The sequence below is a fragment of the Bacteroidales bacterium genome, assembly GCA_035647615.1.
Taxonomy (GTDB): Bacteria; Bacteroidota; Bacteroidia; order Bacteroidales; family 4484-276; genus SABY01.
In genome coordinates this window covers 54291-79324 of sequence record DASRND010000013.1, presented here as the reverse complement: position 1 = coordinate 79324, position 25034 = coordinate 54291, and the positions used below count along the sequence as shown (strand labels likewise).

The following is a 25034-nucleotide window of genomic DNA, read 5'->3' as shown; positions in this document are numbered from 1 at the left end:
TGTTTATAGCACCGTGATCAGCAATTGTGTCTTCGACCCCGCAGGGGTCGCATTTTCCTCCACTCGATGTCTTTCTATAAATATACAATCCCTTCGGGATTAAAAATCACATCGTCACCCTGGTATCCCTTTTTTACGGACACATCGGAAAATCAAAAGTAGCCTCTTCATTCATCTTTATCATATAGGCTTTTCCTGGTTCTAATTGTGGAAGCGTGTTGATGTTTTGGGCAGGAAAGACGCGTTGCTCCCCATCAATAGTTGCAATTATCACCAGCGCATCGCCCAAAAGATCGACAATAGCCTGCCCTGAGATAGAGAAGGGCGAAAGCACCGGCATCAGATTCCAGCCTGCATGCAAAGTGAAACCGGTTGCAGAGAGATTAACTCCACCGATCAACAATTCGGTGTCGCTGCTGAGCAGCAACTCATAGCCGCTACTAATGTCGTAATTCCCGATGGTATTGATCCCATATTTCGGCCAGTAAACTTTATTGAAAACTTTGGCAAACAAAAGTTTATCCTGCAATGGTGCAATCACCTCTTCAAAAGTTTTGCCTTCGGTATTAATGTAGGTCGACATTGCATTGTTTCCCGCATATAGTTCTATGAGCTGACCCCCACCTGTAAATGTAATGAGCACGGTGTCGACAGCGGAAATCTGGCATCCGCTCATAGGGCTTGCCGTTAATATCAGCGACACATGGCCTGTGGTTTTATCCTGCACGCCATGAAAATACTGAGGCCTCAGAAGTTGCGCATAATTAAAGGTGCCATCGCCGGTAGTTTGCCATTGCAACCCAGAATGATTTGTAGCGGCGGCATCAGGGGTGTAAATTTCACCAACAGCAATGGTTGCGTCTGTTCCGGCAAAAGCGGTTGGCGGTGCCTGGAAACACAAAGTCATAAAATCGGCGGCAGCCACGGTGCAGGGATTGATGGATTGTGCAGTAACGCCCAGGACGATGCAGCCTTTTGGGTAATCGACAGCAGCATTGGGATAATAAACGGGATGCAGCAGCGACGGGTCATCGAAGGTGCCACCGCCATTCACCGTAGACCATTGCAAAGAAGCATAATGTTCTGCGGTGGTCAGATCGAGGTGGAAATTTTGATCATGGCAAATCCTTGCATTATTGTATCCGATTTCAACCTGAGCGGGTGGCATCAAAACCAGTTGTAGCGTATCGATATCGGCGAGGGTGCATGGCTGTGTGGGATTGGCCAGCAAGTGGATCCGACATCCGCCGGAGGAAGCATCTACTGCTCCGGGAAAATAATTTGTAGCCATTTGACTGGTGTTGCTAAAAGTGCCGTCGCCGCTGGTGCTCCAAATAATTGAGGCGGCATTGCTGGCAGTGGCCTGCAAGGCCACCGGATTTCCGGCACATTGGGTAATATCGTTGCCGGCATTTGCAATAGGCTGAAGGCGGATATTGATAATTACATCTTTGGTGACAGGCCAGTTGCCGCAAGCGCCGCTGCCAAAAGCCGCTATGGTGAGTGTAGTTCCGCTTGCAGCTACATCAGCGGTGCCCGGATAATATTTTGTGTTGAGCACGGCAGCATTTTCAAAAGTGCCATCGCCTTGCGTGCTCCACAGCACATGGTCGTAATTGCTGGAGGCGCTATTGACGGTAATGGGAGCAAATTCGCATCCATTGCGCGAAGGCGGCGCATTGAGCACCGGTGGGTCCTGGATGGTGCTGTGGATCATTGTGCAGGCAACGTCACTGCAAGGTGAAACGGGCTGAGCACAGGCGGTTACGGTAAATGCTTTGAGCAGAAAGTCGTTGTTGCCGGGGAAATATTGCACTGTGTCGCCCTGCGTATTGGCAAAGGTGCCATCACCGGAAGTGATCCAGCTGATGGAAGCGTAACTTTCGGCTGCAGCCGAAAAAAGGAATGTTTGATTTTCACAAAATACCCTGTTGGATGGCGCACTGATAGCCGGCAACGGTTGTATCGTCACCACCAGATTGTCGGTGCTTACAAAAGTGCAGGCGACGAGTGGCTGAGCGGTAAGGGTGAGAATAGCTTGTCCGTTGGCAATATCGGCAGTGCCGGGAAAGTATTTTGGTGTGAGCGCTGTGGGTGCGTCGAAAGTACCATCGCCGGAGGTGCTCCACATCATTGCCGAAGCATTTACAGCGGTACCTGCAAGTTGTGCGAATTGATTTTGGCAGATGCTCTGATCGTTGCCAGCCCAGGTCACCGGGTTTTCGTTCACCTTCACAGGCAGGGTATGTTCTGAGAGTGTTTGTCCATCCCACACCGCCAAATGATAATTTGTATTGGCTTCAGGAGTATCCACCGGATTGGGCAACGAAGAGCTGAAGCCCGGCGGATCGCTGGTCCAGGTGTAGGAATAGTTTCCACTGCCATTTATAAAAATATTGGCATTCAGTTGTGTGGCATCGCCCAGACATAAGGGATTGGGAGTAGCGCTGGCGAATGCATCAAAACCCTCATAACATTGCAGATCGATGATGCCGGAGATAGACATAGAATACCACTTGTAGTTGCTCGTATAAAAAGGATCCCACGCCAGATAATCCACATCATATTCTTTTTGGTTGGCTTGGTAAAAAACCTTGAAGTGCATGGTTTCACCCGAGTTGAAGCCATCTTTCTCGGGCGTATCAGGGTCGTTGCCAAAAACCGAAAAGATGATGTTTTCGTCGCCCAGCCAATAATCGGCACCGGCGCAACGAAGTTGCTGGTTGTCGTCGGTGTAAAAAGCGCCTATGTAATCGCCAGGCTGCAATGGGATTTGGTTGATGCGCGGGATGGCTTCCAGAAACACGATGATGCCATGGACATTCGGCGACGCCTGACTGTATTCCCATCCGGGAGGAAACCCATTGGGGCTGCGAAGAGCAGCAGGTTCATCATTTAGAATTTGTGCGTTGCTCGTGAGGGCAAGCATCAGCAGAGCGAGGAACACGAACATATATTTGGCGAAAGCCAAGCGATAACAAAAATGGGTAGGGTTAAGATTCTTCATGAAAAGGTTTTTTGCGGTAGTAATAAATAATATACATCAGCGCGGCCGAGGCCAGCAGGCTAAGCATCAGTAGTGGCAGGTTGTGAATGGTTCCGAAATCTTCGGCAGGCGTGGCAATTGCTCCGCGATTGTAAAAGTAATACACCAAAACCGCCGACGCGTTATTGATAAAATGTGCCAGAATTGGCAGCCAGAGCGATCCGGACCATACAAGCATATATCCGAAAAGGATGCCCAGCAGCAGACGCGGCAGGAAACCGAAGAATTGCAGATGAAACATGCTGAACAATATGCTGGTGACCAGCACGCCCAGGTGCACATTGCCAAACCAACGCGTAAAGAGCTTTTGCAAAATTCCTCTAAAAAGCAATTCTTCACCTACAGCAGCCATCAGCGCGACGACAAACAAATTTGCGATAAGCCCGCGTGGTGTGGTGGTAGCAAGAAAGGCTTCGGTGAGTCGCGCCGCTTCGTCCTCACTGGTGCGCATCCACGATTCGACGCCCTGCAGCCACGACGGCAAGCTCATTGCGGCATTGATTTCCATGAGCCAGTTGATGCCCGGAAGTATGGCAAATAAAAGAAAAAATACAGCCAACACCTGGCGTCCGTCCGGCAGAGAGTTCATTTGAAGATAGCTCCACAACCGGTTGGACATGAGCGCTGCAAAGACAAAAGCCGGTAGGATAAAAATCCCCGCCTGGCTCACCACCTGCAGGTATTTGAGCAAAGCTATGTCCTGCGGCGTATTCATTTCGGGGGCTTTTGCTATCAGTACAAAAATGTCGCTGCCAAAAAACGGAATTGCCAGCAGAATGCCCAAAAAAAGGGTAAGAAACGTAGTGGCTATAATGAGCGCCACCAGTATCATCAACTGACTGAAGGGCGACTGCCGTTGTAAATAGTTTAAAGGAATGTTCATCAATACTTTTGCTGGTTAAAAGTTCAGGAGGCAAAAGTAAGGATTTACAAGGAGTGGAGAAATTAGAACAAGAAATCGAGCAGGGTAAGTTTTATGGCTACAATCGGATTGCGACCCATGGGTTTAATCAAAAGCACCTCCTTGGTGGACACGCACTGAATAATTACAACAAAAAACTATTTTTGCCACTTCCTGCGCACATCTGAAACAGGGGACAGGGTTTAATTTTTAAAAAGGTATTGATGGAGAATTACACAGCAAAACTGCCATTGCAAAAAAAGCTCCCTGGCGAGGTGATTTTTTATGTGGGGTTGTTTGTTTTTTTGTGGGGCTACCTTTGGCTGCGCGCCATCTACACGCAGTTGACACACGACGAAACGGCTACTTTTTTCCGGTACATCCAGCCGGGACTTTTTATGCCTTATGCCCACGAACTCTCTGCCAATAACCATATTCTCAATTCCATCCTGAGTTATTTTTTCTACTCGGTGTTTGGCGTGTCGCCGATGGTCTTGCGTCTGGCCAATCTGCTGGCTTTCCCGCTTTATTTTATTTATGTAGTAAAATTTGCAGGTTTACTACGCCGACCCTGGCTTCGGATAACCGGTGTGGTGACGCTCACCTGTCTGCACAATTTCATGGAATTTTTCGCGCTCTCCCGGGGCTACGGTCTATCCATGGGATTGCTGCTGCCAGCAATGTGGTATCTCACCCGCGCCCTGGAGCAGGCCAAAGCTGCCGATTATCTGCGCACGCTGCTGTTGCTGGCGCTTGCTGTGGCGGCCAATCTCACTTTGCTCAACACGTCGCTTATCATTATCGGTTTGTTGGCCTTGCGATTGGTCACTCTGCCCAAACCATCCCTGTCACACACCTGGCGGCGGTGGCTGCTGATAATTATTGTCGGAATGGGGTCGGCGGTATATTTTGCCGTTTTCCTGTTTAAGCTGCAGGAAATGGGCGAATTGTATTATGGTCTCACCACCGGCATCTGGCAGATTACTGTGCGCACCATCCTATACGCAATGGTTGATCCTGAGTGGCTGTTGTTTGAAATACTTATAGCCTTTTATCTGATTTTTATTCTGGCCGGTGGAGTTTGGATGATTCTGAAACAATTTTCGTGGGAAAGGCTTTTTGACAAACGGCTGCTGTTTTTCTATTTATTCATAGGAAACATTGTGGCAGTGTTGCTGCTGCGATTATTGTTAGATGTTAATTACCCCGAGGATCGCACGGGGCTTTATTTTGTGTTGTATTTCCTGGCCAGCCTGCTGTTTCTTGTGGACGAATTGTTCCAGCAATATCCTCGTTGTATTGTGCCGCTGTTCCTGGTACCGCTTGCCTATATTCCAGTGCATTTTCTTTTTGTGATGAACCTGTCGCACAATTCGTTTGAGAATCACAAAATTCCCGAACGGTTCTATGATGAAATTTATGAAAGCTACACGCCCGGCGAAGTACCACCAACGGTTGGTGGCTATAAAGCGCGTGAGTTACGCTGGGCTTTTTTGAATTTTGAGCACGGAGGTAAATTAGGAAAGTTTCATGGCTCACTTTTTCCTGATACACTATGCGATTATCAGATTGTGGATACCATGTACAAAATGAACAAATATGACCTCTACGATACAGTGGATTATTGGCCGCAAAGCAGGTTTCATCTGCTCAAACGCAAAGCGCCGTTGCCTCGCCAGTTGATACTTCAAAGAGATTCTATTTCTACAAACGGGCTTGTGACCTTGCTGTACCTTGGTTTGATCAATATCGAAATAGATACTTTGGCAGGTAAAACCCTGGAGCTTATTTTTGATCTGCAGATTGACGCTCCCGACCAGCCATTTAAAAGCTGGATAGTGGCTTCGATAGATAACGCCGTTGGTGAAAATGTGCGTTACGAATATTATGCCCTCGACTGGATGCGTCCTGCTTATACCGGAGCCGAAGGGCATTTGCTCAGCAATATCATCGTTCCGCTACCCAACGATGCACACAAAATGGATTTTTACCTCTGGAATATCTTAGAGGTGCCCTACAGCATCAGCAAAGGGAAGGTGAAGATGCTGAAATATCAGTAACAAATTTCAAATCACAAAAAAGACAAATAAACTCCAATTATAAAAAATCCAACAACAAAAGCCGTTTTGGTATTTTAGTAATGTTTGTGCCCGCTAGTGGAGAATTGGATTTTGCAACCAATTTCCAACTCAAGATCTGACACTTCCTCCCCTCTGCTTGCTACTACCTACTATATACTACTTACTTCTTTCTCCTTTCTCCTTTCTCCTTTCTCCTCTCTCACCTTTCATCTCTTTTTTCCTTCCCCAGCTCGGTATATTTTAGCGCCAGGTTCCGCGATTTTTCTACGGGATACTTCAGGGCATTCTTTCCAATTTTGTCGCGCATGATGGCGGGAATGTCGAAATGGTATTTTTCGGCCAGCATAAAAGCGTATGCCAGCACATCGGCAAGCTCTTCGGCGATGCGTGCTGTGTCGATTTGCGAAAGCTCCTCCTGGGTTTTCCACAAAAAAAGTTCGTTAAGTTCGGCGGCTTCTATCGAAAGTGCCAGCGCCAGGTCCTTCGGGTTGTGAAACTGCTGCCAGTTGCGCGCATCGCGAAAGTCAATCAGCAATTTCGTAATTTCTGCTATTGCATCCATTGGTTTCTGCATTTTAAATTGCGAAAATAGGCGTTTTTTATGCGTTTCAAATTTGCAAATGTAACCGGGTGTGTCTGGAATATTTTAAATCGAAAGTTATAACTGTTAATAAATGGTTAAGAATTAACATTTGGGCAACCCCAAAATAAAAACTGTTAAAATTTCAATAGACGTAAAGCCAGACAGATAAGGCTTTTGGGCGTTAAAGTATCTCAAATATAACCATTCCAAATAGCAAAGATGTAGTTTTGAAAGTTAAGTATTAAGAATAAAGAACGAAAAAAATCTATTAATTAAACTTTTTAAATCTTATGAAAAAGCAATTTTTACTTTCATTGTCATTATTAATGATGTTTTTTGGTGCTGTCATAGCACAGGATCAAATTCCCGGCACTATTCAGCAAAATGCTGATGTGCAAACTATGGATGCTCCCGAGGCCAATGGTCTCACGCCGCTGTACAGCGTTACCGGGCAGTATTATCTTTCGGCCGATGGTGCAGGATCCAACAATGATTATACTGTGGATGTTAACAAACCCAGTGTTTTGGCTACTGTGCACAAGGCATATCTGATGTCGGCTGTTGTTTATGGTGGATCTGTCATTTCCGATGGCTGTATCTCCCTTAACGGCACACCCATCAACTGGGATGGATCAATCGCAAATGCGCTATACAGCAAAAATTATTATGCCGATGTCACATCACTCGTAGCTTCAGCATTGAACCCTGCCGCTCCTGGTATCACAAGCCTTCCCGTTACAGAATGCAATACTAACAATATTGATGGGGTAGCACTATTGGTAATATTTGCGGATCCATCAGCTTACGAAGAGACCATTGTTATTCTCTTTGGAGCTCAGGCTTTTGCCGGCGACACCTTCTCTCTTGCATTGGCTGAATCAATTGATCCTAATGATCCAAATTCCATTCTCAACATGGGCTTGGGCATTTCTTTTTCGGCTCAAGAAGGTGGCATACAGCAATATTGCATTATCGATATCAATGGAGAGCGCCTTACTACTTCAGCAGGTGGCGAAGACGACGGTTACCAACAGAATGGTGCACTAATAACGGTAGGCGGTCTGGGCGATTCTAACGACAATCCGGAGTTTCCATTTGCTACACCTGTGAACCAATATAGTGATGACGAACTTTATAGTTTGCTGCCATTTATCGACATAACAACCACAACCATCACTGCGTTCACCTCCAATCCGTCCAACGACGACAACATCTTCTTGGCTTATTTTGAAATAACAGGTGCTGCCATCATCGGCGAAGGCATCTTGCTGAGCCAGACCACCAATAACCCTGATGTAGGCACCGACCATACCATCAAAGCACTGATTCAGAATAGCGAAGGGAACCCAGTAGCTGACAAAATAGTAGATTTTGAAGTAACCTCAGGTCCTAACAGCGGTTTGTCGTTCTCAACAGCTACCAACGAAGATGGTGAAGCCTTTTTTGTGTACAGCAGCTCTGAGCCAGGTGTGGATATCGTAACGGCTTGTTTCGAGAACAGCCAGAGTATTACTCAATGTTCCAATGCACTTAGTGTAAACTGGATCCTGTCAGAAGGAGAATCTATTGTGCTATCGCAAGCTGTTAATAACCAGCCAATAGGAGAAACCCATACCGTTACGGCCACTGTGCAAGATGAAGATCACAATCCGCTGGAAGGCGTATCCGTTGACTTTGAAGTGATAGCTGGTCCCAATGCTGGCAACATATTCACTGCACTTACCGACTCCGATGGCCAGGCCATGTATTCGTATGTTGGCAGCGAGCCTGGTGTAGATCAGATCCAGGCTTGCTTCGAAAACAGTCTTGCTGAAGTACAGTGTTCTAATGTTCTCAACTTCCAATGGACAGGTCAGTTGTCAGGATATCCGGTATGCATTCCCAAAGGATGGAGCATCATTTCATCACCCTACGCGCCTTTCGGTGCTGATTTGGATGCAATATTCGGACAGTTGTCTGACGATGGAAAACTCGAGCTTTTGCTCAACCGTGGTGGTTTCTACTGGCCGGGGCAAAACGTAAACCTTTTGGGCGTATGGAATACCAACAACGCTTACAAAGTAAAAATGAACGAACCAGGCTGTGCTCTTTTCAGCGAAGTACCACTTGCCGACTTATCGGTAACTCTGGCGTCAGGAATTGATTATCTGCCCGTGCTGGTAGATGAAAATGTAGATGCTGCCAGTTTCTTTGCACAATTAGACGGCAATCTGGTGTATGCTTTTGATATTTATAACGGACCCGTTTTCTGGCCGGCAGGTGGCATTTTTACACTTCAAACGCTTGTTCCCGGCGAAGGCTACCTTGTTAACTTATCCTCAGCAGCAGTAGTTTATTATGACTTTCCTGAGGCCACAGCAAGCAACAACAACCAGCCAATTCCTGCTATCAGCGGAGCACCCTGGACTGTTGCCAACACCGGATCAGCGCATCTTATTTCCATTGCTGCCGCAGCTTTGCAAAATTTTGAAGCCGGCGATATCATCGCTGCTTTCAATAGCGAACAGTTGTGCGTAGGCATGGCACAATACACAGGTGCCAACGAAAACCTGTTGCTGGCTGCTTATGGCGACGATATCACCACCGAAGCCATCGATGGCCTGACGGAAGGTGAAAGCATCAGTTTTAAAGTTTTTGATCAGTCACAGGGAACCATCGCCGAACTTGCAGCTACCTACAACATGCAGATGCCCAATAGTGGCAACTACGTCGAGTTTGGAGCTTCAGGAATAAATGCTTTCAAAGCCACTGCTACTGACATTGGCGACGTACAGGCTACACAGATTCAGGTTTATCCCAATCCTGCCGCCAACATGGTTAACGTAACGGGTTTTGCTGCCGAAACACAAATCACACTTACCAACACGCAAGGTCAGGTGGTGCTTACCAGCAATGCCACAAACGGTGACAACGTGCAGATCGATATTAGCCATCTGTCGGCTGGAATTTATCTACTTCAGGCCAAATCTGCTGATCAATCATCCGTACAGAAAATCTTTGTTAAATAATCCAACCATAATTTTTTTCTTAAACGAAAAAGCGCTTCCGAAAGGGAGCGCTTTTTTTTGTCGGGAAATTATCCTGGTAAATAAATAGTTAACCTATTCGCCTTTGGGTGGAGCGAATCCTTGTTGTTATATTTTATAATCTGAACAGCAGACTGTTGAATATCAAATAAAAAAACCAAATCAGTTGAAAATTATCACCAACATCATAAGCAGAAGAGCGTTGTTGGAGAGGCTGAAAAATTAAATGTACTACCTTTGCCGCCAAATTTTTTTTAAAATATGTCTAAAAATCTGGTCATAGTTGAGTCACCCGCCAAAGCCAAAACCATCGAAAAGTTTCTTGGAAAGGATTTTACTGTCAAATCCAGCTTCGGCCACGTTCGTGATCTGTCGAAAAAACAGTTGGGCGTGGATATCGAAAATGATTTTAAACCTGATTACGTAGAATCTGACGACAAAAAGAGCGTTATTAATGAATTGAAAAAGCTGGCCAAAACCGCCGAAATCGTCTGGCTTGCAACGGACGAGGATCGTGAGGGGGAGGCCATTTCGTGGCATCTTTTTGAAACCCTGAAACTCGATAAGGAGCGTACGCGGCGCATTGCTTTTCATGAGATTACAAAAACGGCCATAACACGCGCGATAGAGCAGCCACGCAGCATCGATCTTAATCTGGTCGACGCCCAGCAGGCACGGCGCGTTCTGGATCGCCTTGTAGGATTTGAGCTTTCGCCCGTGCTGTGGCGCAAAGTGAAGCCTTCCCTCTCGGCAGGCCGTGTGCAGTCGGTGGCTGTGCGTTTGGTTGTGGAGCGCGAAGATGAAATCAAAAATTTTGAAATTGTTTCCTATTATCGTGTAACTGCACTTTTTCAGAAAGATGGAAACGAAACCCTGCTTCGCGCTGAGGTGCCCACACGCTTTGCTACGCGTGAGCAAGCGCTTGCTTTTCTTGAGAAATGCATCGGTGCCGATTTTACCGTAGCTTCCGTCGAAAAAAAACCAGCCAAACGTTCGCCCGCGCCCCCCTTTACCACATCTACACTTCAGCAGGAAGCAAGTCGCAAGCTCAGCTTTAGCGTCGGCAAAACCATGCAGGTAGCACAACAACTTTACGAATCGGGAAAGATCACCTACATGCGTACCGACTCTGTGAATCTTTCTGATCTGGCGTTGGGATTGGCCAAGGAACAAATCATCAGTTCATTCGGTGACGACTTTTATAAATTTCGCCGTTTTGCTACCAAAACAAAAGGAGCTCAGGAAGCGCATGAAGCCATCCGGCCTACCTATCTAAATCAGGAAAATATTGATGGTACCAACGATCAGAAAAAGCTTTACAGTCTCATCTGGAAAAGAACCATCGCCTCGCAAATGAGCGATGCTCAGCTGGAACGTACCACCATAAACATCGATATTTCTACTGCTACTGAGAAATTTGTTGCGCGCGGCGAAGTAATCCTTTTCGAAGGTTTTCTTAAAGTCTATTTCGAATCGAGCGACGACGATGCTACCGACGAAGCTGCCGGCATGTTGCCCCCTGTAAAAAAAGGTGAGAAACTGCCGCTGCTTCAAATGGATGCCACACAGCGCTATACCCAACCACCTACACGCTATACCGAAGCCAGTTTGGTAAAGAAACTCGAAGAGCTTGGCATCGGGCGCCCTTCTACCTATGCGCCCATTATCTCTACCATACAAAAACGCGAATATGTGGTAAGGGGCGACAGCAATGGAACTGCGCGCTCTTATGAGATTATTTCGTTAAAAAACGCTCACATTAAAACAGAAAAAAAATCGGAAAAAACCGGCCAGACCAAAGGTAGATTGCTACCCACCGACATCGGTAATGTGGTGAATAAATTCCTGATGCAGCATTTTATGAATATCATGGATTACAATTTTACTGCAAAAGTGGAAAAGGAGTTTGACGAGATAGCGATGGGGCAAAAGGTTTGGAACGAAATGATTGCTGATTTCTACGGGCCTTTCCACAAGCGCATTGAAGATACTTTAGAGCACAGCGAAAAGTTTAGCGGCGAAATACTGCTGGGTCAGGAGCCGGGTACAGGCAAAAATGTATATGCCAAAATTGGTCGCTTTGGCCCCATGATTCAGATTGGTGACGCCGAGAGCGAAGAAAAGCCGCGCTTTGCCTCCATCAAAAAAGGGCAATCACTCGATAGTGTCACCCTGGAAGAGGCGCTGGAAATGTTTAAATTTCCACGCTCCATCGGCAGCTGGCAGGATGCTGAAGTAACCATCGGCATCGGGCGTTTTGGACCTTATGTCAAACACAAGTCGTTGTTTGTTTCGTTGCCAAAACAAGACGATCCGGCAGACGTAAACCTTGAGCGGGCCATCGAACTCATTGAAGAAAAAATTAAAAAAGAGCGCGAAAAAACCATTAAAATTTTTGATCAGGACGAAAACATTAAAGTGCTCAATGGCCGCTGGGGACCCTACATCGCCGAAGGCAAAACCAACTATCGTATTCCAAAAGATACCGACCCGGCATCGTTGACTTTTGACGATGCTAAAAAAATAATTGCGGCAAGCAGCAAGAGCGCAGCTCCCAAAAAAGCTTCGCGCAAGAGTGCTGCTAAACCGAAAGCTAAAACGGTAACAAAAAAACCGAGCTCAAAAGCAAAGAAATAGCGTCACAAAACACTTCAGATGGAGATCTCCCTTTATTTCGATCCGGTAGATACCGACACTCTTCGAGCTGAGACACCAGGCAGCAGCGCCTGGCTTGGTGATCAGATAGTAGCGCTGGACGATACTTTTGACGAAGAAGATCTTGTGCAGTTCGATGCCATCATTGTAGGTGTTAACGAAGAACGTGGCGCTGTAAACAATGAAGGCTGCAGCCAGGCTCCCAGTGCCATCCGCCAGGCGCTCTACAGCCTGAGCATGGGCGGGTGGAAACTCAAAATTGGCGACCTTGGAAATATCCGCTCCGGCGAAAATATCAGCGATACCTATTTCGCTTTGCGCGATACCATCTTCCGGCTGCTGCGTTCGGGCGTAGTGCCCATCGTTATTGGCGGCAGCGAAGATTTGTCGTATGCCGTTTATTCGGGATACGAGCAGGCCGGCCGCATCATCAATCTGGTGAGCGTGGATGCGCGCCTCAACTACGCCGGCACTGAGATACAATCTCCCAACGCTGCCAACTTCCTTTCCTCCATCATTTTTAAAAAGCCTAATTGTCTTTTCAACTTTGCCAATCTGGGCTACCAAAGCTATTTCACCGAAACTGCTACGCTGGAGGTGATGAACAAGCTGTTTTTTGATACCTGGCGGTTGGGCGTGGTGCGTCAAAACATAGAAGAAGCCGAGCCGGTGATTCGCAACGCCGATTATCTGAGCTTTGATATTTCTGCCGTGCGCTTTAGCGACGCACCCGGTAACGGCAACGCTTCGCCCAATGGATTTATGGGTGACGAAGCCTGCCAGTTGGTGCGGTATGCCGGTATTTCATCCAAACTTTCGTGCATCGGTTTTTACGAAGCCAATCCACTGCTCGACCAGCACGGACAGACAGCCCTGCTGGTGGCACAAATGATCTGGTACTTTTTGGATGGCTTGGCAGTGCGTATTGACGAATATCCTGATGACAAGCATGATGATTTCGTAAAATACATTGTGGATTCCAGCAGGGCCGGCAGCGATATGATTTTTTACAAAAGCAAACAAACTTCCCGCTGGTGGATGCAGTTGCCCGTGAGTGAGAAAAAGGAAAAAGATCACTGTCGTCACATCATGGTGCCCTGCACTTACGCCGATTATCAGCTGGCTGCCGCCAACGAAATTCCCGACCGCTGGTGGAAAGCCTACCAAAAGCTCATGTAATTCCCGGTGCCGTTATTCGTTGTAATTGTTTGGTAATAATTTATAAAGATGAAAATAGCTTCATTGGTATCTGGTGGTGTCGATAGCTCTGTAACGGTTCATCTGTTGAAAGAACAGGGGTACGACCCACATATTTTTTATATAAAAATAGGATTGCAGGACGACCCTGCATGGGTGGATTGTCCTGCCGAAGAAGACATCGAAATTGTAACCTGGCTCGCTAGGAAATATGGCTGCCGTTTGGAAGTGATTTCGCTGCAGGAAGAATATTGGGACCGGGTGATCAGCTATACCATCGAATCGGTGAAGAAGGGGCTTACGCCAAATCCCGACATGATGTGCAACAAGATGATCAAGTTTGGTGCTTTTGATGAGAAATATGGCAACGACTTCGATCTCATCTCCACCGGGCATTATGCCTCCACGCTAAATATAGATGGCGAAAAATATCTGGCCACAGCCCGCGATCATTTCAAAGATCAGACTTATTTTTTAGGCCAAATTAATCGGCAGCAACTTGCCAAAATGGTTTTCCCACTGGGCGATCTGGTAAAAGGCGATGTGCGCAGGATAGCTGAAGAAGCCCGGCTTCCCTCGGCGCAGCGCAAAGATAGCCAGGGAATTTGCTTCCTGGGAAAAATCAACTACAACGACTTTATAAAAAGATATGTCGGCACCAATCCCGGCAATATCGTAGAAGCCGAAACCGGCAAGGTGCTGGGCCGGCACGAAGGGCTGTGGTTTCACACCATCGGCCAGCGTCGCGGGCTGGGCATGAGCGGCGGCCCCTGGTTTGTCGTCGATAAAGATATAGAGGGAAATCGTGTGCTGGTTTCCAATGGCTACGACCCCGACGGGCAATATAAAAAAGTTGTAAGCCTGGCTCATTTCGAATTTATTAATGGCTACGCCGACCGCACCTACGACATTGCGCAAGAGGTGAAATTTAAAATCCGTCACCAGCCCGAATTTAACGAAGGAACACTGCAACGCGAAGGAGATCGCTATGTTATCCAATCGCTACAGCGCTTGCAGGGCGTTGCCCCCGGCCAATTTGGTGTGATTTATACCCCCGATGCTACTATCTGCCTTGGCAGCGGTGTGATTGTGGCCTGATGATAAAAGATGAATAATTATCAAATCCCATAAAATTATAAAAGTTTCTGTCAAAAATGCAATTCCGTAACTCACTCTTTTTGCTGCTTTGCGCAATAGCCATATCATTGGCATTGCTGCTAACTGCCTGTGAGCCGGAAGAAATACCACGCCTGCCAGGCAATCCATCCGATTTGCGTTTTGAAGGAGTTTGGATCGGCAACACTTCGCAGATGAAGCTGTCGGAGTTTGAAGTGCAAAACATAGAGGAACATGCCTACATCACACGCTGCCGCCTCAGCTACATGATCGACGGTAATGAGAAGCTCCGCGACCTGCACAACGCTGATGGCCTCGGCGAAATCATCGACCGGCACTTTTCATTCAGTCTGCCCGACGAAAGCAAAGTCTCAGGAACCTTTGCCGACACTGCTATGCTCGAAGGTTCTATGCAAATAGTTTACGGCGCACAACCGACAGAAATCATAACTTTTATTTGCGTAAGCGATTCTTCCCGTACCGACGTTTACGGTCTTTCAAAGCTGCATTTTACATTGGAAGACAAAACCTGGCATTACAAACAGGATTATAACTTTTACTTTCCACAATCGCAAACTATTGCCACCGATACGGGCTGGATAGCAGCGGCTGAGTTTGCTACCCGCATCAGCTCCGTCATCGAGATACGCGCCGGACATCTCACCGCACCGGCACAAATTCCCGAAATATTTGCCACCGGCATAAAACATTTTTCGCCCTTTGCCGCCGATGGTTTCGAGATCATCATCCACGACCCTGACTATTATTTCATTCCATGGACCACCTCCGACACGGCCCGCGGCCAGGAGGGAAGCAGCCTCATCATCACCGAAATGATTGAGATTAATACAGGGAACATCGAAGAAAATCTGTTGAAATTTACCGCGAATTTTAGTTGCAAAGTCTACCGCGAATATGGACAAATGCGGCATCTGGAGGGGGATTTTACAGGATATGTCGGGTGGTAGGGAGTTCTCAGGTTTTTCTCACAGCAGTTCCTGAATCTATTTTTGCAGGCTGAGCCTGTAAAAATAAACAGGACGAGGAGCAGCCTCGTCCAAACCCATTCAATGAAAAAAGTCTTCAGTTTTCAGTTCGCAGTCTTCAGTCTTTTGCAGGCAGTCGCCTCTGCTTTTTTTTCTGCTACTTTCTACCTACTTTTTTTCACCACTCATATCTTCCTGTTTTCCTGCTTCGTCCATTGCACGAAGATCATTAACCAATTCGTCGATGGCTGCGTCGTCGAAGCCTTTTTCGCGGGCTGCTTCTTCGAGTGTGCCCCAGATAGGCTCGCCACAGGCAATGCATTTTACGCCTCGCTCCGAGAGGAAACGAACTGAAAATGGGTAATCACTCACCAGCTCTTCGATATAAATTTCTTTGGTAATGGGAGTCATAAGTCTTTCGGGAAATTGGTTTAAATTTATTTGGATTTCAGTTTCTTTTCTTTCTTGCGCTGGCGAAGCTTGCGCAAAGCGGTGATGAACCCGAAGGTGATTTTGGCCGTATTGATAAGGGTTGCCGGGTTGTTGACAATATTATTAACTACATCCTGTCGGACATTGACAGTGCTGATGTCGTTGCGCAGATTACTCACTTGACTGACAATCTGGTGTTCTTTTATTCTTATCTCGCTGCGCAGCCAGAGCTTGCGATAACGCAGATCGGAGTGACATTTAATCTTCTTCATAAGGATCCTCCATTATTTGTTCTTTGCCAAGCTCATCCTCTTTTTCAAAGATCGTTTTGGTAAGCGTTTTCACCATCGGATCGAAAAAGATACGGCGTCTGAAAACGTGTACAATTAGCGCCATCAACAAATAAAATGCAGCTACGATGAGATATCCCAAAAATGTTCTGCCTGTCATTGCTGTAAACCAACTAACGAAACCCAGCGAGAGAAACAAGGTGAAGAAAAAGATGAAAAATGTAAATATGAGCGCCGCAATGAAATGGGAATAAATTCGGGCAAGACGCTCCACTACGATCAGGCTGTAAAGTTCGGTTTTGAGCTGAAGGTATTGTTTGATGCTTCGGGTGATTTTCCTGAGGTGTGCATCGAAGGTTTGCTTATTCATATCCGGTGGGTTAAAAATGAAAAAGGAATTGTCCTCAAATCGCTGATGGATTTATCGGACAATTCCGTTAATTTTTCAGGACGCTGGAGGGCTAATAGATTAGACTTCTTTTTTCTGAACTTTTTCTTTTACGTCCGAAACTTTTTCCTTCACGTCGGCCAGTCTCTCTTTCATATCGCCCAAAGCTTCGTTGACGTAATCCTTCAAATCGTCGAATTTGTCGTCGAAATCTTCTTTCAAATCGTTGGCTTTTTTAGTGAGTTTGTCTCTGGTGACGTCGCCTTTGTCGGGGGCATACAAGATGCCGAGCGCTGCGCCCAGGGCTGCACCGCTTAATAATCCAAAAATAAAACTACCTGTTGAATTTTTCATTTTGTTAAGTTTTTAAATGTAAGCTTACAAATATACACTAATCCGTTTACATCCACTACTATAAAAGGTGTTAAATGTTTTTGGTGAGCTGTTGCACCACTTTTACCTGGCTTAAAAATTCTTTAGCAATCACGCGCAAAACCGTGTAGGTAGGAACGGCCAGTATCATTCCGGGAATGCCGGCCATGCTTCCTGCAATGAGGATGACCAGAAAAATTTCGACCGGATGAGCCTTTACACTGTTGGAATAAATGAGCGGCTGAAGCACCACATTGTCGAGGAGATTGCTCACAGCAAATACCCCAAGAACGATCAATATCGACGAGAAAAGATCGCTTATCATCCCCGTGCTTAGGGCTGTAAATATTGTAAGTATTATGCCTAGCGCAGCTCCGATGATAGGTCCCAGATAGGGAATCACATTCATCAGCCCGCCAAAAAACCCTATCAGCAAGGCGTTTTCTATTCCAAACAAGGTGAGTCCAAGGCTTAGCAAAGTGATCATGGTGGTGAGTTCTATCATCAAACCAATAAAATAACGGCTCAACAATCGCTTCGACTGTGTGAGCACGCTCTGCACTTCGTTTTGATAATTGATAGGCGTGAGAGTATCTACCAATTCGTCAATTAGGTAGGAATCTTTCATAAAGAAATAAGTGAGAAAAAGAATTGCAAATACAGCGAGAAACATTGATCCGGTGACGCCGACAACGGAAGCGAGTGTTTTAGAAAAAGAAGCGAAATTAAGAATAGAGTCAATCTGCTGCGCAAAAAGCTGGCGGATGGTCTCCTCGCGTGTGAGGATGTTGTATTGCCGCAGAAAAATCTCCACGTCGGCGATGGGTTTTTGCATGGAGCTTCCTATCAGATCAAAGTCGATGTCGTTCACCAGGCGTGCCTGTGAAGCAATCAGCGGCACAAAAATCCCTACAAACGAAAGTACGACCAGGATAATAACCAACAAAGCCAGCAACGCGCTAAGGGCATTTGGAATATGAAATCGTCCGATACGCATGGCATTGAAACGCTTCACCAATGGCCTGCCAATCAACGATAATAAGATGGCAATGGCCAGATAAGTGATGATGTTGGCAAAGCGCCAAATCAGGTAAAGCGCTAAAACGCCAATCAAAATACCACCGAGAATGCGTAAAACTCTGTTCATGGAGCCTTTTTTATAAAAAATATTTCGCTACAAAAGTGGTGTGAAAATCATTACGCAGCGAAGTTAAATAAAAAAAAAGATCAAAATGAAAATACCATCGATAATTTAAAAGCGAGGTTATCAAAGGTATCGGGTAGTTCATAATAGCCGTAGCGATAAAAAACGCCAATGCCAAGCGAGTAAATGCCCACCACATTGAGCATGTTGTTAATCAGCAAACCCGATTCCAGATAGAGATTATCCATCGGTTGTGCTACTATTCCCTGATGATATTCGGGATGTTGCAAGCTTCCCACACCCGCATTTGTAGCTATGGCAAATTCGGGATTGAACTTGTTGGTGCGCCAAAGTAGTTTGCCAAAGTTGTGCGTATAAAACAGGAAAAGATAGCGGTCGTTCAGAAATTCATTCATGTGCTGTGTGGCAAAAGATTGCGGCGCATAGAGTGTGAATGTGCGAAAGGAACCGCGTCCGTTGTAGAGGTTGCTTTCGGGCAGCGGGCGGTCGATGGCTCCGGCCATTAGCGTAAGCGACGACTCGCCCACATATCGGAAATAAAACTTCTTCGCAATTTTTAAATCCACTTTATTATAAAAATAATCGCCTTCCAGCACATCGTTCAGCCCGCGGGCGTAGGTTAGATTTATGATTGGATAGCGTGTGCCCAGCGAAATCTTACTATCGGGCATCTGCATAAACTTTTCTTTGTAGGCATACCGCACCGAAGCTTGTAATTCCGTAAAGGTAAACTCACGCTGTGCATCGCCGGCATTGCCTTCCGGCAAAAAGCTGTACTCTCCCGTGGTCTGTTTTACATCTCTGTTTATCGCAAGATTAACGGACGCATAGCGCAGCGCCCTGAAGCCCACTGCTGCTCTGATGCGTTGGGTAGGATTCATGCGGCGTATCAGAAAGTAGCGGAAGTTGGCCGGGTTGAGCAGGTTCTGTCGGTCGTCGTCGTTGGGCTCGGTGGCGCCGGTTTCGGTTACAAAGTCGTAATACATTGCATCAAACCGTAAGTCGCGGTATTTGTCGATGACTACGCCGAGGCGTCCGCCATATTGAGAACGCTTGTTGCCAAAGCCATAGCCCCAGAAAGCTTCGGCATCGAAAGTCTGCGACAGTTTTGCGTTGGTGATCAGCCCCAGTCCCAGGTACAATCCCTGGTAATCGTTGTATTTGATAATCTTGCTCAGGTCAATATCCACAACTCCAATTGGCAGACGGTTGTTAAACAACGCTTTCAGAGTGGCAGCTTTGGCGTCGAGATCTATCTCTTTTCCCACGCTATCCATAAAAATGTAGGTGCGTTGCTCGCGTTGCGAGAGGCTGTCGGTACGAAATTGCTGCCAGAACTCTTCGCTGCGGCTTCCGGCGCGCGGGTCGTAATCGATGGCGATATGATTAAACTGTCGCCGCACCAGTTCCGGTTCCAGCACCACATCGCGGATGTAGCTTTTGCCACGTCCAATAGGCGCCACATTATTAACTATTACATTTTTAAAAATAATATCGGTATTCAGTTGGGATGGAAACCAATGTTTGCCGTCGATGAGGGTGTAGAGATGCTGGATGCGGATGGTCATTCCGCTTTCGTTTCGCGCTGGCTCGGCCTGCACACTTTGTATGGCCCAGCCGTGCGTGTTGATGGAGAGCACGCCGCTCAGGCCGTCGAAGTTGGTATCTTTCCGCGGACGGTAATAAATCATAAATACCGTGTCGCCGGCGGCGGTGTAGGTGGTGTCCATGAGCTGGAAATAATATTTGCGCAAGCTGCCCAAAGAAATAGGGTTGATGTAATTCTTGTCGCCAATTCTAATAAAATCCTGATAAAAAGTTGACGACTGCAACTGCGAGCTAAGAAACAGCAGCACCGGATCGCGCATGCCGGAGATACGTGAGGCGATCACCTTTTCGTAACTTTTGTCGGGTGCCATAAACTTGCGCTCCGACACCGTTTCCATCATAAAAAAATCTTTGTCTTTCAGGAAATGCCGCAAACGGAAAGCAGACGAATCTTTTGCTATGCTGTCAGGCGCCGGCATTTCGAGCGTGTCAACCGTAAACACCATCTTGTCGTAGGAAGTATATGAAAACGAAGCGAGCTTTTCAGGATCGTTGGCGTCGCGGTTAGCAATTACGTTTCGGATGATACGGTTTGCCGGATTTTCGCCAGCCACGATCTCCACGATGTCAAGCGTCACGGGCAGCGGCTCCATCATTATTTCCACCTTTGCCTTGCCTTGCGGATAAAAAGTTGCCGGTGCATAGCCAACATACGAAAGTCGCAAAAACTCAATCTCTTGGCTGGCGGTGAGCGTGAAGCGCCCGTCGATGTCGGTGGAGGTGCCCGCACGGCTGTTGTTGGCCACAATATTTACAAATGCCAGCGTTTGGCCACTCTGGCTATCGAACACCCGCCCGCTGATGGTGTGGGATTGGCTGTAGCCAAAAGCCATCACGAACAGGCAAAAAGCAAAAAGCAATATTTTACGTCGGAAAGCCAAAGTATTTTTTTTAAAAAATGACAAAGTTCTGTAATGCAAAAAAACAAAACTTCCTGTTGCGAAGCTGGGAGAATGAATAAAATAGTGCTGATCTTTAAAACCTTTTTTAGCTTCTTCCGTCAGGTTCCAAATTTCAATATCTGCTGCCTCAAGCCTGCCGCCTTCCTATCCTTTCAGCTTTGGATTATTCCGGTGCCTATCCGCATCGCGGAGGTTTTTCTTCTCAAGGTTTTTTGCGAAAGCTTCGGTGAGGTCGATGCCGGTTTGGTTGGCCAGACAAATTACCACCCAAAGCACGTCGGCCAGCTCATCGGCAAGGTCGTGCTGCGTGTCGGTTGGTTTTTCGGATTGGTCGCCATAGCGACGCGCCATGATGCGCGCCACCTCGCCCACCTCTTCGGTGAGGATGGCCATGTTGGTCAGTTCGCTGAAATAGCGAACGCCCGTGGTGGTGATCCACGCATCCACGGTTTGCTGTGCTTGTTGGAGTGTCATTCGTTAAAATTTGTTGGCAAATCTACGCATTGCCTGTTATAGTTATAAGTTTACAGCCGTTCCTTTCAAGCTCTTGTTTTAGTTATCAATTAAAAAAATAAAAATATGTCAGGCAGATCTTCTTTCATCGTCAGGAGTACCTATCTCCTCGTTTTTATCATCGCCTTTGCATTCATTGTCATCATTGCCAAAGACTTCCTGGTGACGCTGGTTTTCGGGCTGTTGATCAGCTCATTGATTTTTCCGATCTGCCACTGGGTTTGTAAGCTGGGCGTGCCCAAAGGGCTTTCCATCTTTATCACCATCATTTTAATGATTGCGGTCATGACGGGGTTATCCATATTTTTTGGTTCTGAAATTTCAAAGCTTGTAGGTGATTTTCCCACTTTGAAGGAAAAAGCACTCGCCAACATCAACGAAGTTTCTCAATTTATAGAAGATAACTTTGGTTTAAAAATGTCCCGTCAGAAGGAAATTATCGACGATCAGGTTAGTCAGCTCTTCACTTCAGGTAGTGATTTGCTTAACAATGTGTTCCAGGCTACCACCGGAACACTTTTCAAACTGTTTATCATGCCGGTGTATGTTTTTTTTCTCCTTTACTACCGCGAGCGCTTTAATGAATTTGTGCGCCGCATTGTGCCTGCAAAAGAAAAAGGCCGTGCCGACAAAATTCTTAAGGAGATTTCCTTTGTATCGCAGCGTTACCTAGGAGGCGCTTTCGTCGTGGTGATCATCCTCTCGGTTATCAATTCGCTTGGGCTATGGATCATTGGGCTAAAATATGCAATTCTGTTTGGTGTAATCTCAGCATTTTTCAATATCATTCCGTATTTTGGTACCTGGATCGGGGCCTTCTTTCCGCTTATGTTTGCGCTGCTCACCGGCGACTCTGCCAATCTTGCCCTGTGGGTGCTGGCACTTTTTGTGCTGATACAGTTTACCGAAAACAACATACTCACGCCCAACATTACGGGCGGCTATGTAAAATTAAATCCATTTATCACCATCCTCAGCCTCGTCGCAGGTAGCATGGTGTGGGGCGTGGCAGGTATGTTGCTGGCCATCCCTTTAATTGCAAGTCTTAAAATTATCTTCGAGAACTACGAATCAACCAAACCCATTGCTTTTCTGCTGGCTCAGCCCGAAGGTGGCTCATTGCAAAAACGTATCGACACCATCAAGAAGTTTTTGGGTTTTAAAAATACGGATCAAAACTTAGAAGTAACAATTGACAAAAAGAGAAATCATAAATAATTTACAAAAGAAACAAGCAAATCACAAAAGAGTAAACCAATAATCTCCAACTAATTTTGAATAATAAAAACGATTTTTCTCTGATAATAAAAACGCATGCCGGACTGGAGCAGCTTCTGGCCGACGAAGTAACGGCAGCCGGTGGCCGTGAAGTGCAGTTGCTGGTGCGGGCAGTACGCTGCCAGGCCGACACCGCCACGATGTATCGTATCAATTACACGTGTCGCACAGCGTTGCGTGTGCTTCGGCTCATTACAGAATTTCAGGCAAATGATGAAAATGAGCTTTATCGTGAGATTTACAAACTCGACTGGCCCGATATTTTTCCTGTGGAGGGCACTTTTGCGGTAAACGCCAATGTGAGCCGCAGCGAAATGACCCATGCGCAATATGTGGCGCTCAAGGTAAAAGATGCCGTGGTGGATAAGTTCCGCGAAGTGAAGGGCAGTCGTCCCAATGTAGATACCGACGATCCCGACATGCGCATTCATATTCACATTAGTGGTAGCCAGGGAACAGTGCTGCTCGATAGCTCCGGCGACTCGCTGCACAAGCGCGGCTATCGGCGCGGGCAGGGTTTGGCGCCCATCAACGAGGTGCTGGCCGCCGGCATGGTGCTGCTCTCGGGCTGGGACGCTGCCACCGATCTGCTCGACCCGATGTGCGGCACCGGCACTATACTTAGCGAGGCAGCTATGATTGCGCAAAAAATGCCTTCAGGATATTTTAGAAAGAAATTCGGTTTTATGTCGTGGCCCGATTATCAGCCCGAACTTTGGGCGCAGATTGTTGAAGTCGAAAATGCCCGCATACAACCCGCCCAGTGCCGCCTCTTTGGTGCCGACGTCAATCAGCGTGTGCTGGCGCAGGCCGACGAAGTGTTTAAAAACACCGGCTTCGACAAAATAATTGTTCTCAAGCAGGTTGCTTTCGAAGACAGCTCACCACCGTCCGACAAACCCGGCATGATTATCACCAATCCGCCTTACGGCGAACGCATCCAAAAATCCGATCTCAACGACTTTTATCGCATGATTGGTGACGTGCTCAAAAAAAACTTTGCAGGATATACTGCCTGGCTCATCACCAGCGACTTTGGGGCTTTGAAATCAGTCGGGCTGCGAACCTCACGTAAAATCATCCTCTTCAACGGGCCACTCGAATGCCGCTACGTGCAATACCAGATGTACCGCGGGAGCAGGAAAGTAGTGAGAGATGACCAGGAAGTAGGTAGTAATTAGTAGGTAGAGATGAGCGATGAGAAAAAGTTGGTAGTAAATAGAAAGTAGCAGAAAAACAACTCCTTGTTTTGCGCCAAGCGCCCTGCGTGTTATTTCTTCTTCCAAAACAATTCAACAGCGAAAATATTTTTTCCGGATTCCTGGTGTATGGCAGCTATGATGTGCCGCATGGGTTCTGGTTTATAAATACTCATCTGCATGCGATCGCCGAAGGTACATTCGTAGAGGAAATTAATTTGCCAGGCCTCGAGAAGATGATGTCGATGGAAATCTTCGGTGTACATGTCGAGCGCCCACTGCATGTAGCGCGCATTGGTAACGTGTCCGTTTTGGTCGAGGTCGCTGAACTTTACGCTTTGCATTTCTGATTTATTGGAATGTTCCGGTATCTCCACCCTGGCGGCATTTTCGCCCAGAGCGTGCTTGTCGAGTGCACGAATTTGCAGTTCTTTTACCAGCTCCAGGCTTTGAGGACGACGCGTGATTGCATCAAGCACCATCCAGGTTGAGGTAACGGATCCCAGAAGTTCACCCTCGGTGCTTTTGAGCATGTAGTCGCGGTAAGCATAATAGCGTTCGGGCTTCCGTGGCCAGGTTTGCACTGCGAGGGTTTGCTTCCATTGCGGATAACGAATCATACGCACATACCAGCGCAGCACCACCCATAGCTGGTTGAGGGGCAGCGCATCGTCGAAACCAAAACCCAATGCGTCGGCATGGCGTCCGGCCGACTCCCCCAAAAAGTTACAAATGGTTTCAGGCGACACAGCACCACTCAAGTCAGTCTCGTGCCAGTTGATATAAAAAGTGTCTTGCCAGATCTTCTCATTTTCGTTTTTCATTTTACGGGATATTAATTGCTGGCAAAGATCGCAAAAAGATAAACGGGTGATGAACAACACAGTTCTAACAATAGGATTTAGGAGAGGATGGAATTAAAACCAGGATAGAAGTTCAAATAAGGTTTTTCATCCTTCAATTTGATGGTAAAATTTCAAATTATTGGCTTGTCAATCCGAAAACCCGACAACCTCTTCCTCAACCCAACAATTGCATCAATGCTTACAATACCAAGCATGGATTTCTTGAATTCTGTTTTCAAAATCTCTGCAAAATCCGGAGCAACGTGAGTTTTGTAAGAGGCCAATAGCGTCAGAAACGCTGTCAGCTGGGCAAGTCATCTTTTAAACTATTAGTTTACCAAGTCAATCATATTGGCTTTTTAAACGCTGGTGGTTTTTTTAATAATTGCTAACATGCAACAATTCAAAAAAAGATAGGGCTATCTTTGCCCTCTATTTTTAGCTACATTCT

At 46.6% G+C, this 25034-nt stretch carries 19 protein-coding genes; 8 read left to right on the top strand and 11 right to left on the bottom strand.

Going from position 1 to position 25034, the window contains the following annotated elements:
* Positions 1–133: 133 nt before the first annotated feature.
* Together VFC92_05625 and VFC92_05620 are read right to left on the bottom strand one after the other, a co-directional pair.
* Positions 134–3007 carry a hypothetical protein gene (locus VFC92_05625; GenBank protein HZK07661.1) on the bottom strand — a complete coding sequence of 958 codons (2874 nt, stop codon included), beginning with the start codon at positions 3005–3007 and terminating at the stop codon, positions 134–136.
* Positions 2994–3929, bottom strand: coding sequence for a CPBP family intramembrane glutamic endopeptidase (locus tag VFC92_05620; GenBank protein HZK07660.1), 936 nt, complete (start codon positions 3927–3929; stop codon positions 2994–2996). Before VFC92_05620 ends, VFC92_05625 begins: the two co-directional genes overlap by 14 nt.
* A gap of 242 nt (positions 3930–4171) precedes the next feature.
* On the opposite strand from VFC92_05620, the gene VFC92_05615 reads away from it, so the two are divergent.
* A complete protein-coding gene (locus tag VFC92_05615; protein HZK07659.1) occupies positions 4172–6007 on the top strand; it encodes a hypothetical protein in 1836 nt (611 codons plus the stop codon).
* A 220-nt stretch (positions 6008–6227) separates the two neighbouring features.
* Here VFC92_05615 and VFC92_05610 read toward each other — a convergent pair whose 3' ends face one another.
* Positions 6228–6590, bottom strand: a complete 363-nt coding sequence (locus VFC92_05610; protein HZK07658.1) for a nucleotide pyrophosphohydrolase — start codon at positions 6588–6590, stop codon at positions 6228–6230.
* Positions 6591–6901: 311 nt separating this feature from the next.
* Between VFC92_05610 and VFC92_05605 the strand changes: the two genes are divergently transcribed.
* From VFC92_05605 to VFC92_05585, 5 genes are all read left to right on the top strand, one after another.
* On the top strand, positions 6902–9619 hold the full coding sequence (locus tag VFC92_05605) for a T9SS type A sorting domain-containing protein (protein HZK07657.1): 2718 nt from the start codon (positions 6902–6904) through the stop codon (positions 9617–9619).
* 279 nt (positions 9620–9898) lie between these two features.
* Entirely contained in the window at positions 9899–12274 is a 2376-nt protein-coding gene (gene topA / locus VFC92_05600) for a type I DNA topoisomerase (GenBank protein ID HZK07656.1), read from the top strand.
* A gap of 18 nt (positions 12275–12292) precedes the next feature.
* Positions 12293–13471 carry a formimidoylglutamase gene (locus tag VFC92_05595; GenBank protein ID HZK07655.1) on the top strand — a complete coding sequence of 393 codons (1179 nt, stop codon included), beginning with the start codon at positions 12293–12295 and terminating at the stop codon, positions 13469–13471.
* 48 nt (positions 13472–13519) lie between these two features.
* Positions 13520–14587 (top strand): tRNA 2-thiouridine(34) synthase MnmA, encoded by a 1068-nt coding sequence (mnmA, locus tag VFC92_05590; protein ID HZK07654.1) that lies wholly within the window; start codon positions 13520–13522, stop codon positions 14585–14587.
* A gap of 56 nt (positions 14588–14643) precedes the next feature.
* Complete coding sequence (locus VFC92_05585) at positions 14644–15573, top strand: hypothetical protein (GenBank protein ID HZK07653.1); 930 nt, start codon at positions 14644–14646, stop codon at positions 15571–15573.
* Between the two features lie 186 nt (positions 15574–15759).
* On the opposite strand, the gene VFC92_05580 is transcribed toward VFC92_05585, so the two are convergent.
* From VFC92_05580 to VFC92_05550, 7 genes are all read right to left on the bottom strand, one after another.
* Complete coding sequence (locus tag VFC92_05580; GenBank protein ID HZK07652.1) at positions 15760–16002, bottom strand: hypothetical protein; 243 nt, start codon at positions 16000–16002, stop codon at positions 15760–15762.
* Positions 16003–16028: 26 nt separating this feature from the next.
* Positions 16029–16295, bottom strand: a complete 267-nt coding sequence (locus VFC92_05575; protein HZK07651.1) for a hypothetical protein — start codon at positions 16293–16295, stop codon at positions 16029–16031.
* On the bottom strand, positions 16282–16683 hold the full coding sequence (locus tag VFC92_05570; protein HZK07650.1) for a phage holin family protein: 402 nt from the start codon (positions 16681–16683) through the stop codon (positions 16282–16284). The genes VFC92_05575 and VFC92_05570 overlap by 14 nt, the downstream gene beginning before the upstream one ends.
* 99 nt (positions 16684–16782) lie before the next feature.
* The gene (locus VFC92_05565; protein HZK07649.1) at positions 16783–17055 is read right to left on the bottom strand and encodes a YtxH domain-containing protein; all 273 of its coding nucleotides are present in this window, start codon (positions 17053–17055) and stop codon (positions 16783–16785) included.
* 70 nt (positions 17056–17125) lie between these two features.
* The gene (locus VFC92_05560) at positions 17126–18220 is read right to left on the bottom strand and encodes an AI-2E family transporter (protein ID HZK07648.1); all 1095 of its coding nucleotides are present in this window, start codon (positions 18218–18220) and stop codon (positions 17126–17128) included.
* 80 nt (positions 18221–18300) lie between these two features.
* A complete protein-coding gene (locus tag VFC92_05555; protein HZK07647.1) occupies positions 18301–20727 on the bottom strand; it encodes a DUF5686 family protein in 2427 nt (808 codons plus the stop codon).
* A gap of 165 nt (positions 20728–20892) precedes the next feature.
* Positions 20893–21222 (bottom strand): nucleotide pyrophosphohydrolase, encoded by a 330-nt coding sequence (locus VFC92_05550; protein ID HZK07646.1) that lies wholly within the window; start codon positions 21220–21222, stop codon positions 20893–20895.
* Positions 21223–21327: 105 nt separating this feature from the next.
* On the opposite strand from VFC92_05550, the gene VFC92_05545 reads away from it, so the two are divergent.
* Together VFC92_05545 and VFC92_05540 are read left to right on the top strand one after the other, a co-directional pair.
* The gene (locus tag VFC92_05545; GenBank protein HZK07645.1) at positions 21328–22479 is read left to right on the top strand and encodes an AI-2E family transporter; all 1152 of its coding nucleotides are present in this window, start codon (positions 21328–21330) and stop codon (positions 22477–22479) included.
* A 56-nt stretch (positions 22480–22535) separates the two neighbouring features.
* Positions 22536–23720 (top strand): THUMP domain-containing protein, encoded by a 1185-nt coding sequence (locus VFC92_05540; protein ID HZK07644.1) that lies wholly within the window; start codon positions 22536–22538, stop codon positions 23718–23720.
* A gap of 89 nt (positions 23721–23809) precedes the next feature.
* Here the strand turns inward: VFC92_05540 and VFC92_05535 are convergent, their stop codons facing one another.
* Positions 23810–24562 carry an acyl-ACP thioesterase domain-containing protein gene (locus VFC92_05535; GenBank protein ID HZK07643.1) on the bottom strand — a complete coding sequence of 251 codons (753 nt, stop codon included), beginning with the start codon at positions 24560–24562 and terminating at the stop codon, positions 23810–23812.
* Positions 24563–25034 lie beyond the last annotated feature (472 nt).

What these genes read in the sequence shown, in the direction of transcription:
- VFC92_05625 (HZK07661.1), bottom strand. Translation starts at nt 3,007, where the DNA reads ATGAAGAATCTTAACCCTACCCATTTTTGTTATCGCTTGGCTTTCGCC.
- VFC92_05620 (HZK07660.1), bottom strand. Translation starts at nt 3,929, where the DNA reads ATGAACATTCCTTTAAACTATTTACAACGGCAGTCGCCCTTCAGTCAG.
- VFC92_05615 (HZK07659.1), top strand. Translation starts at nt 4,172, where the DNA reads ATGGAGAATTACACAGCAAAACTGCCATTGCAAAAAAAGCTCCCTGGC.
- VFC92_05610 (HZK07658.1), bottom strand. Translation starts at nt 6,590, where the DNA reads ATGGATGCAATAGCAGAAATTACGAAATTGCTGATTGACTTTCGCGAT.
- VFC92_05605 (HZK07657.1), top strand. Translation starts at nt 6,902, where the DNA reads ATGAAAAAGCAATTTTTACTTTCATTGTCATTATTAATGATGTTTTTT.
- topA (HZK07656.1), top strand. Translation starts at nt 9,899, where the DNA reads ATGTCTAAAAATCTGGTCATAGTTGAGTCACCCGCCAAAGCCAAAACC.
- VFC92_05595 (HZK07655.1), top strand. Translation starts at nt 12,293, where the DNA reads ATGGAGATCTCCCTTTATTTCGATCCGGTAGATACCGACACTCTTCGA.
- mnmA (HZK07654.1), top strand. Translation starts at nt 13,520, where the DNA reads ATGAAAATAGCTTCATTGGTATCTGGTGGTGTCGATAGCTCTGTAACG.
- VFC92_05585 (HZK07653.1), top strand. Translation starts at nt 14,644, where the DNA reads ATGCAATTCCGTAACTCACTCTTTTTGCTGCTTTGCGCAATAGCCATA.
- VFC92_05580 (HZK07652.1), bottom strand. Translation starts at nt 16,002, where the DNA reads ATGACTCCCATTACCAAAGAAATTTATATCGAAGAGCTGGTGAGTGAT.
- VFC92_05575 (HZK07651.1), bottom strand. Translation starts at nt 16,295, where the DNA reads ATGAAGAAGATTAAATGTCACTCCGATCTGCGTTATCGCAAGCTCTGG.
- VFC92_05570 (HZK07650.1), bottom strand. Translation starts at nt 16,683, where the DNA reads ATGAATAAGCAAACCTTCGATGCACACCTCAGGAAAATCACCCGAAGC.
- VFC92_05565 (HZK07649.1), bottom strand. Translation starts at nt 17,055, where the DNA reads ATGAAAAATTCAACAGGTAGTTTTATTTTTGGATTATTAAGCGGTGCA.
- VFC92_05560 (HZK07648.1), bottom strand. Translation starts at nt 18,220, where the DNA reads ATGAACAGAGTTTTACGCATTCTCGGTGGTATTTTGATTGGCGTTTTA.
- VFC92_05550 (HZK07646.1), bottom strand. Translation starts at nt 21,222, where the DNA reads ATGACACTCCAACAAGCACAGCAAACCGTGGATGCGTGGATCACCACC.
- VFC92_05545 (HZK07645.1), top strand. Translation starts at nt 21,328, where the DNA reads ATGTCAGGCAGATCTTCTTTCATCGTCAGGAGTACCTATCTCCTCGTT.
- VFC92_05535 (HZK07643.1), bottom strand. Translation starts at nt 24,562, where the DNA reads ATGAAAAACGAAAATGAGAAGATCTGGCAAGACACTTTTTATATCAAC.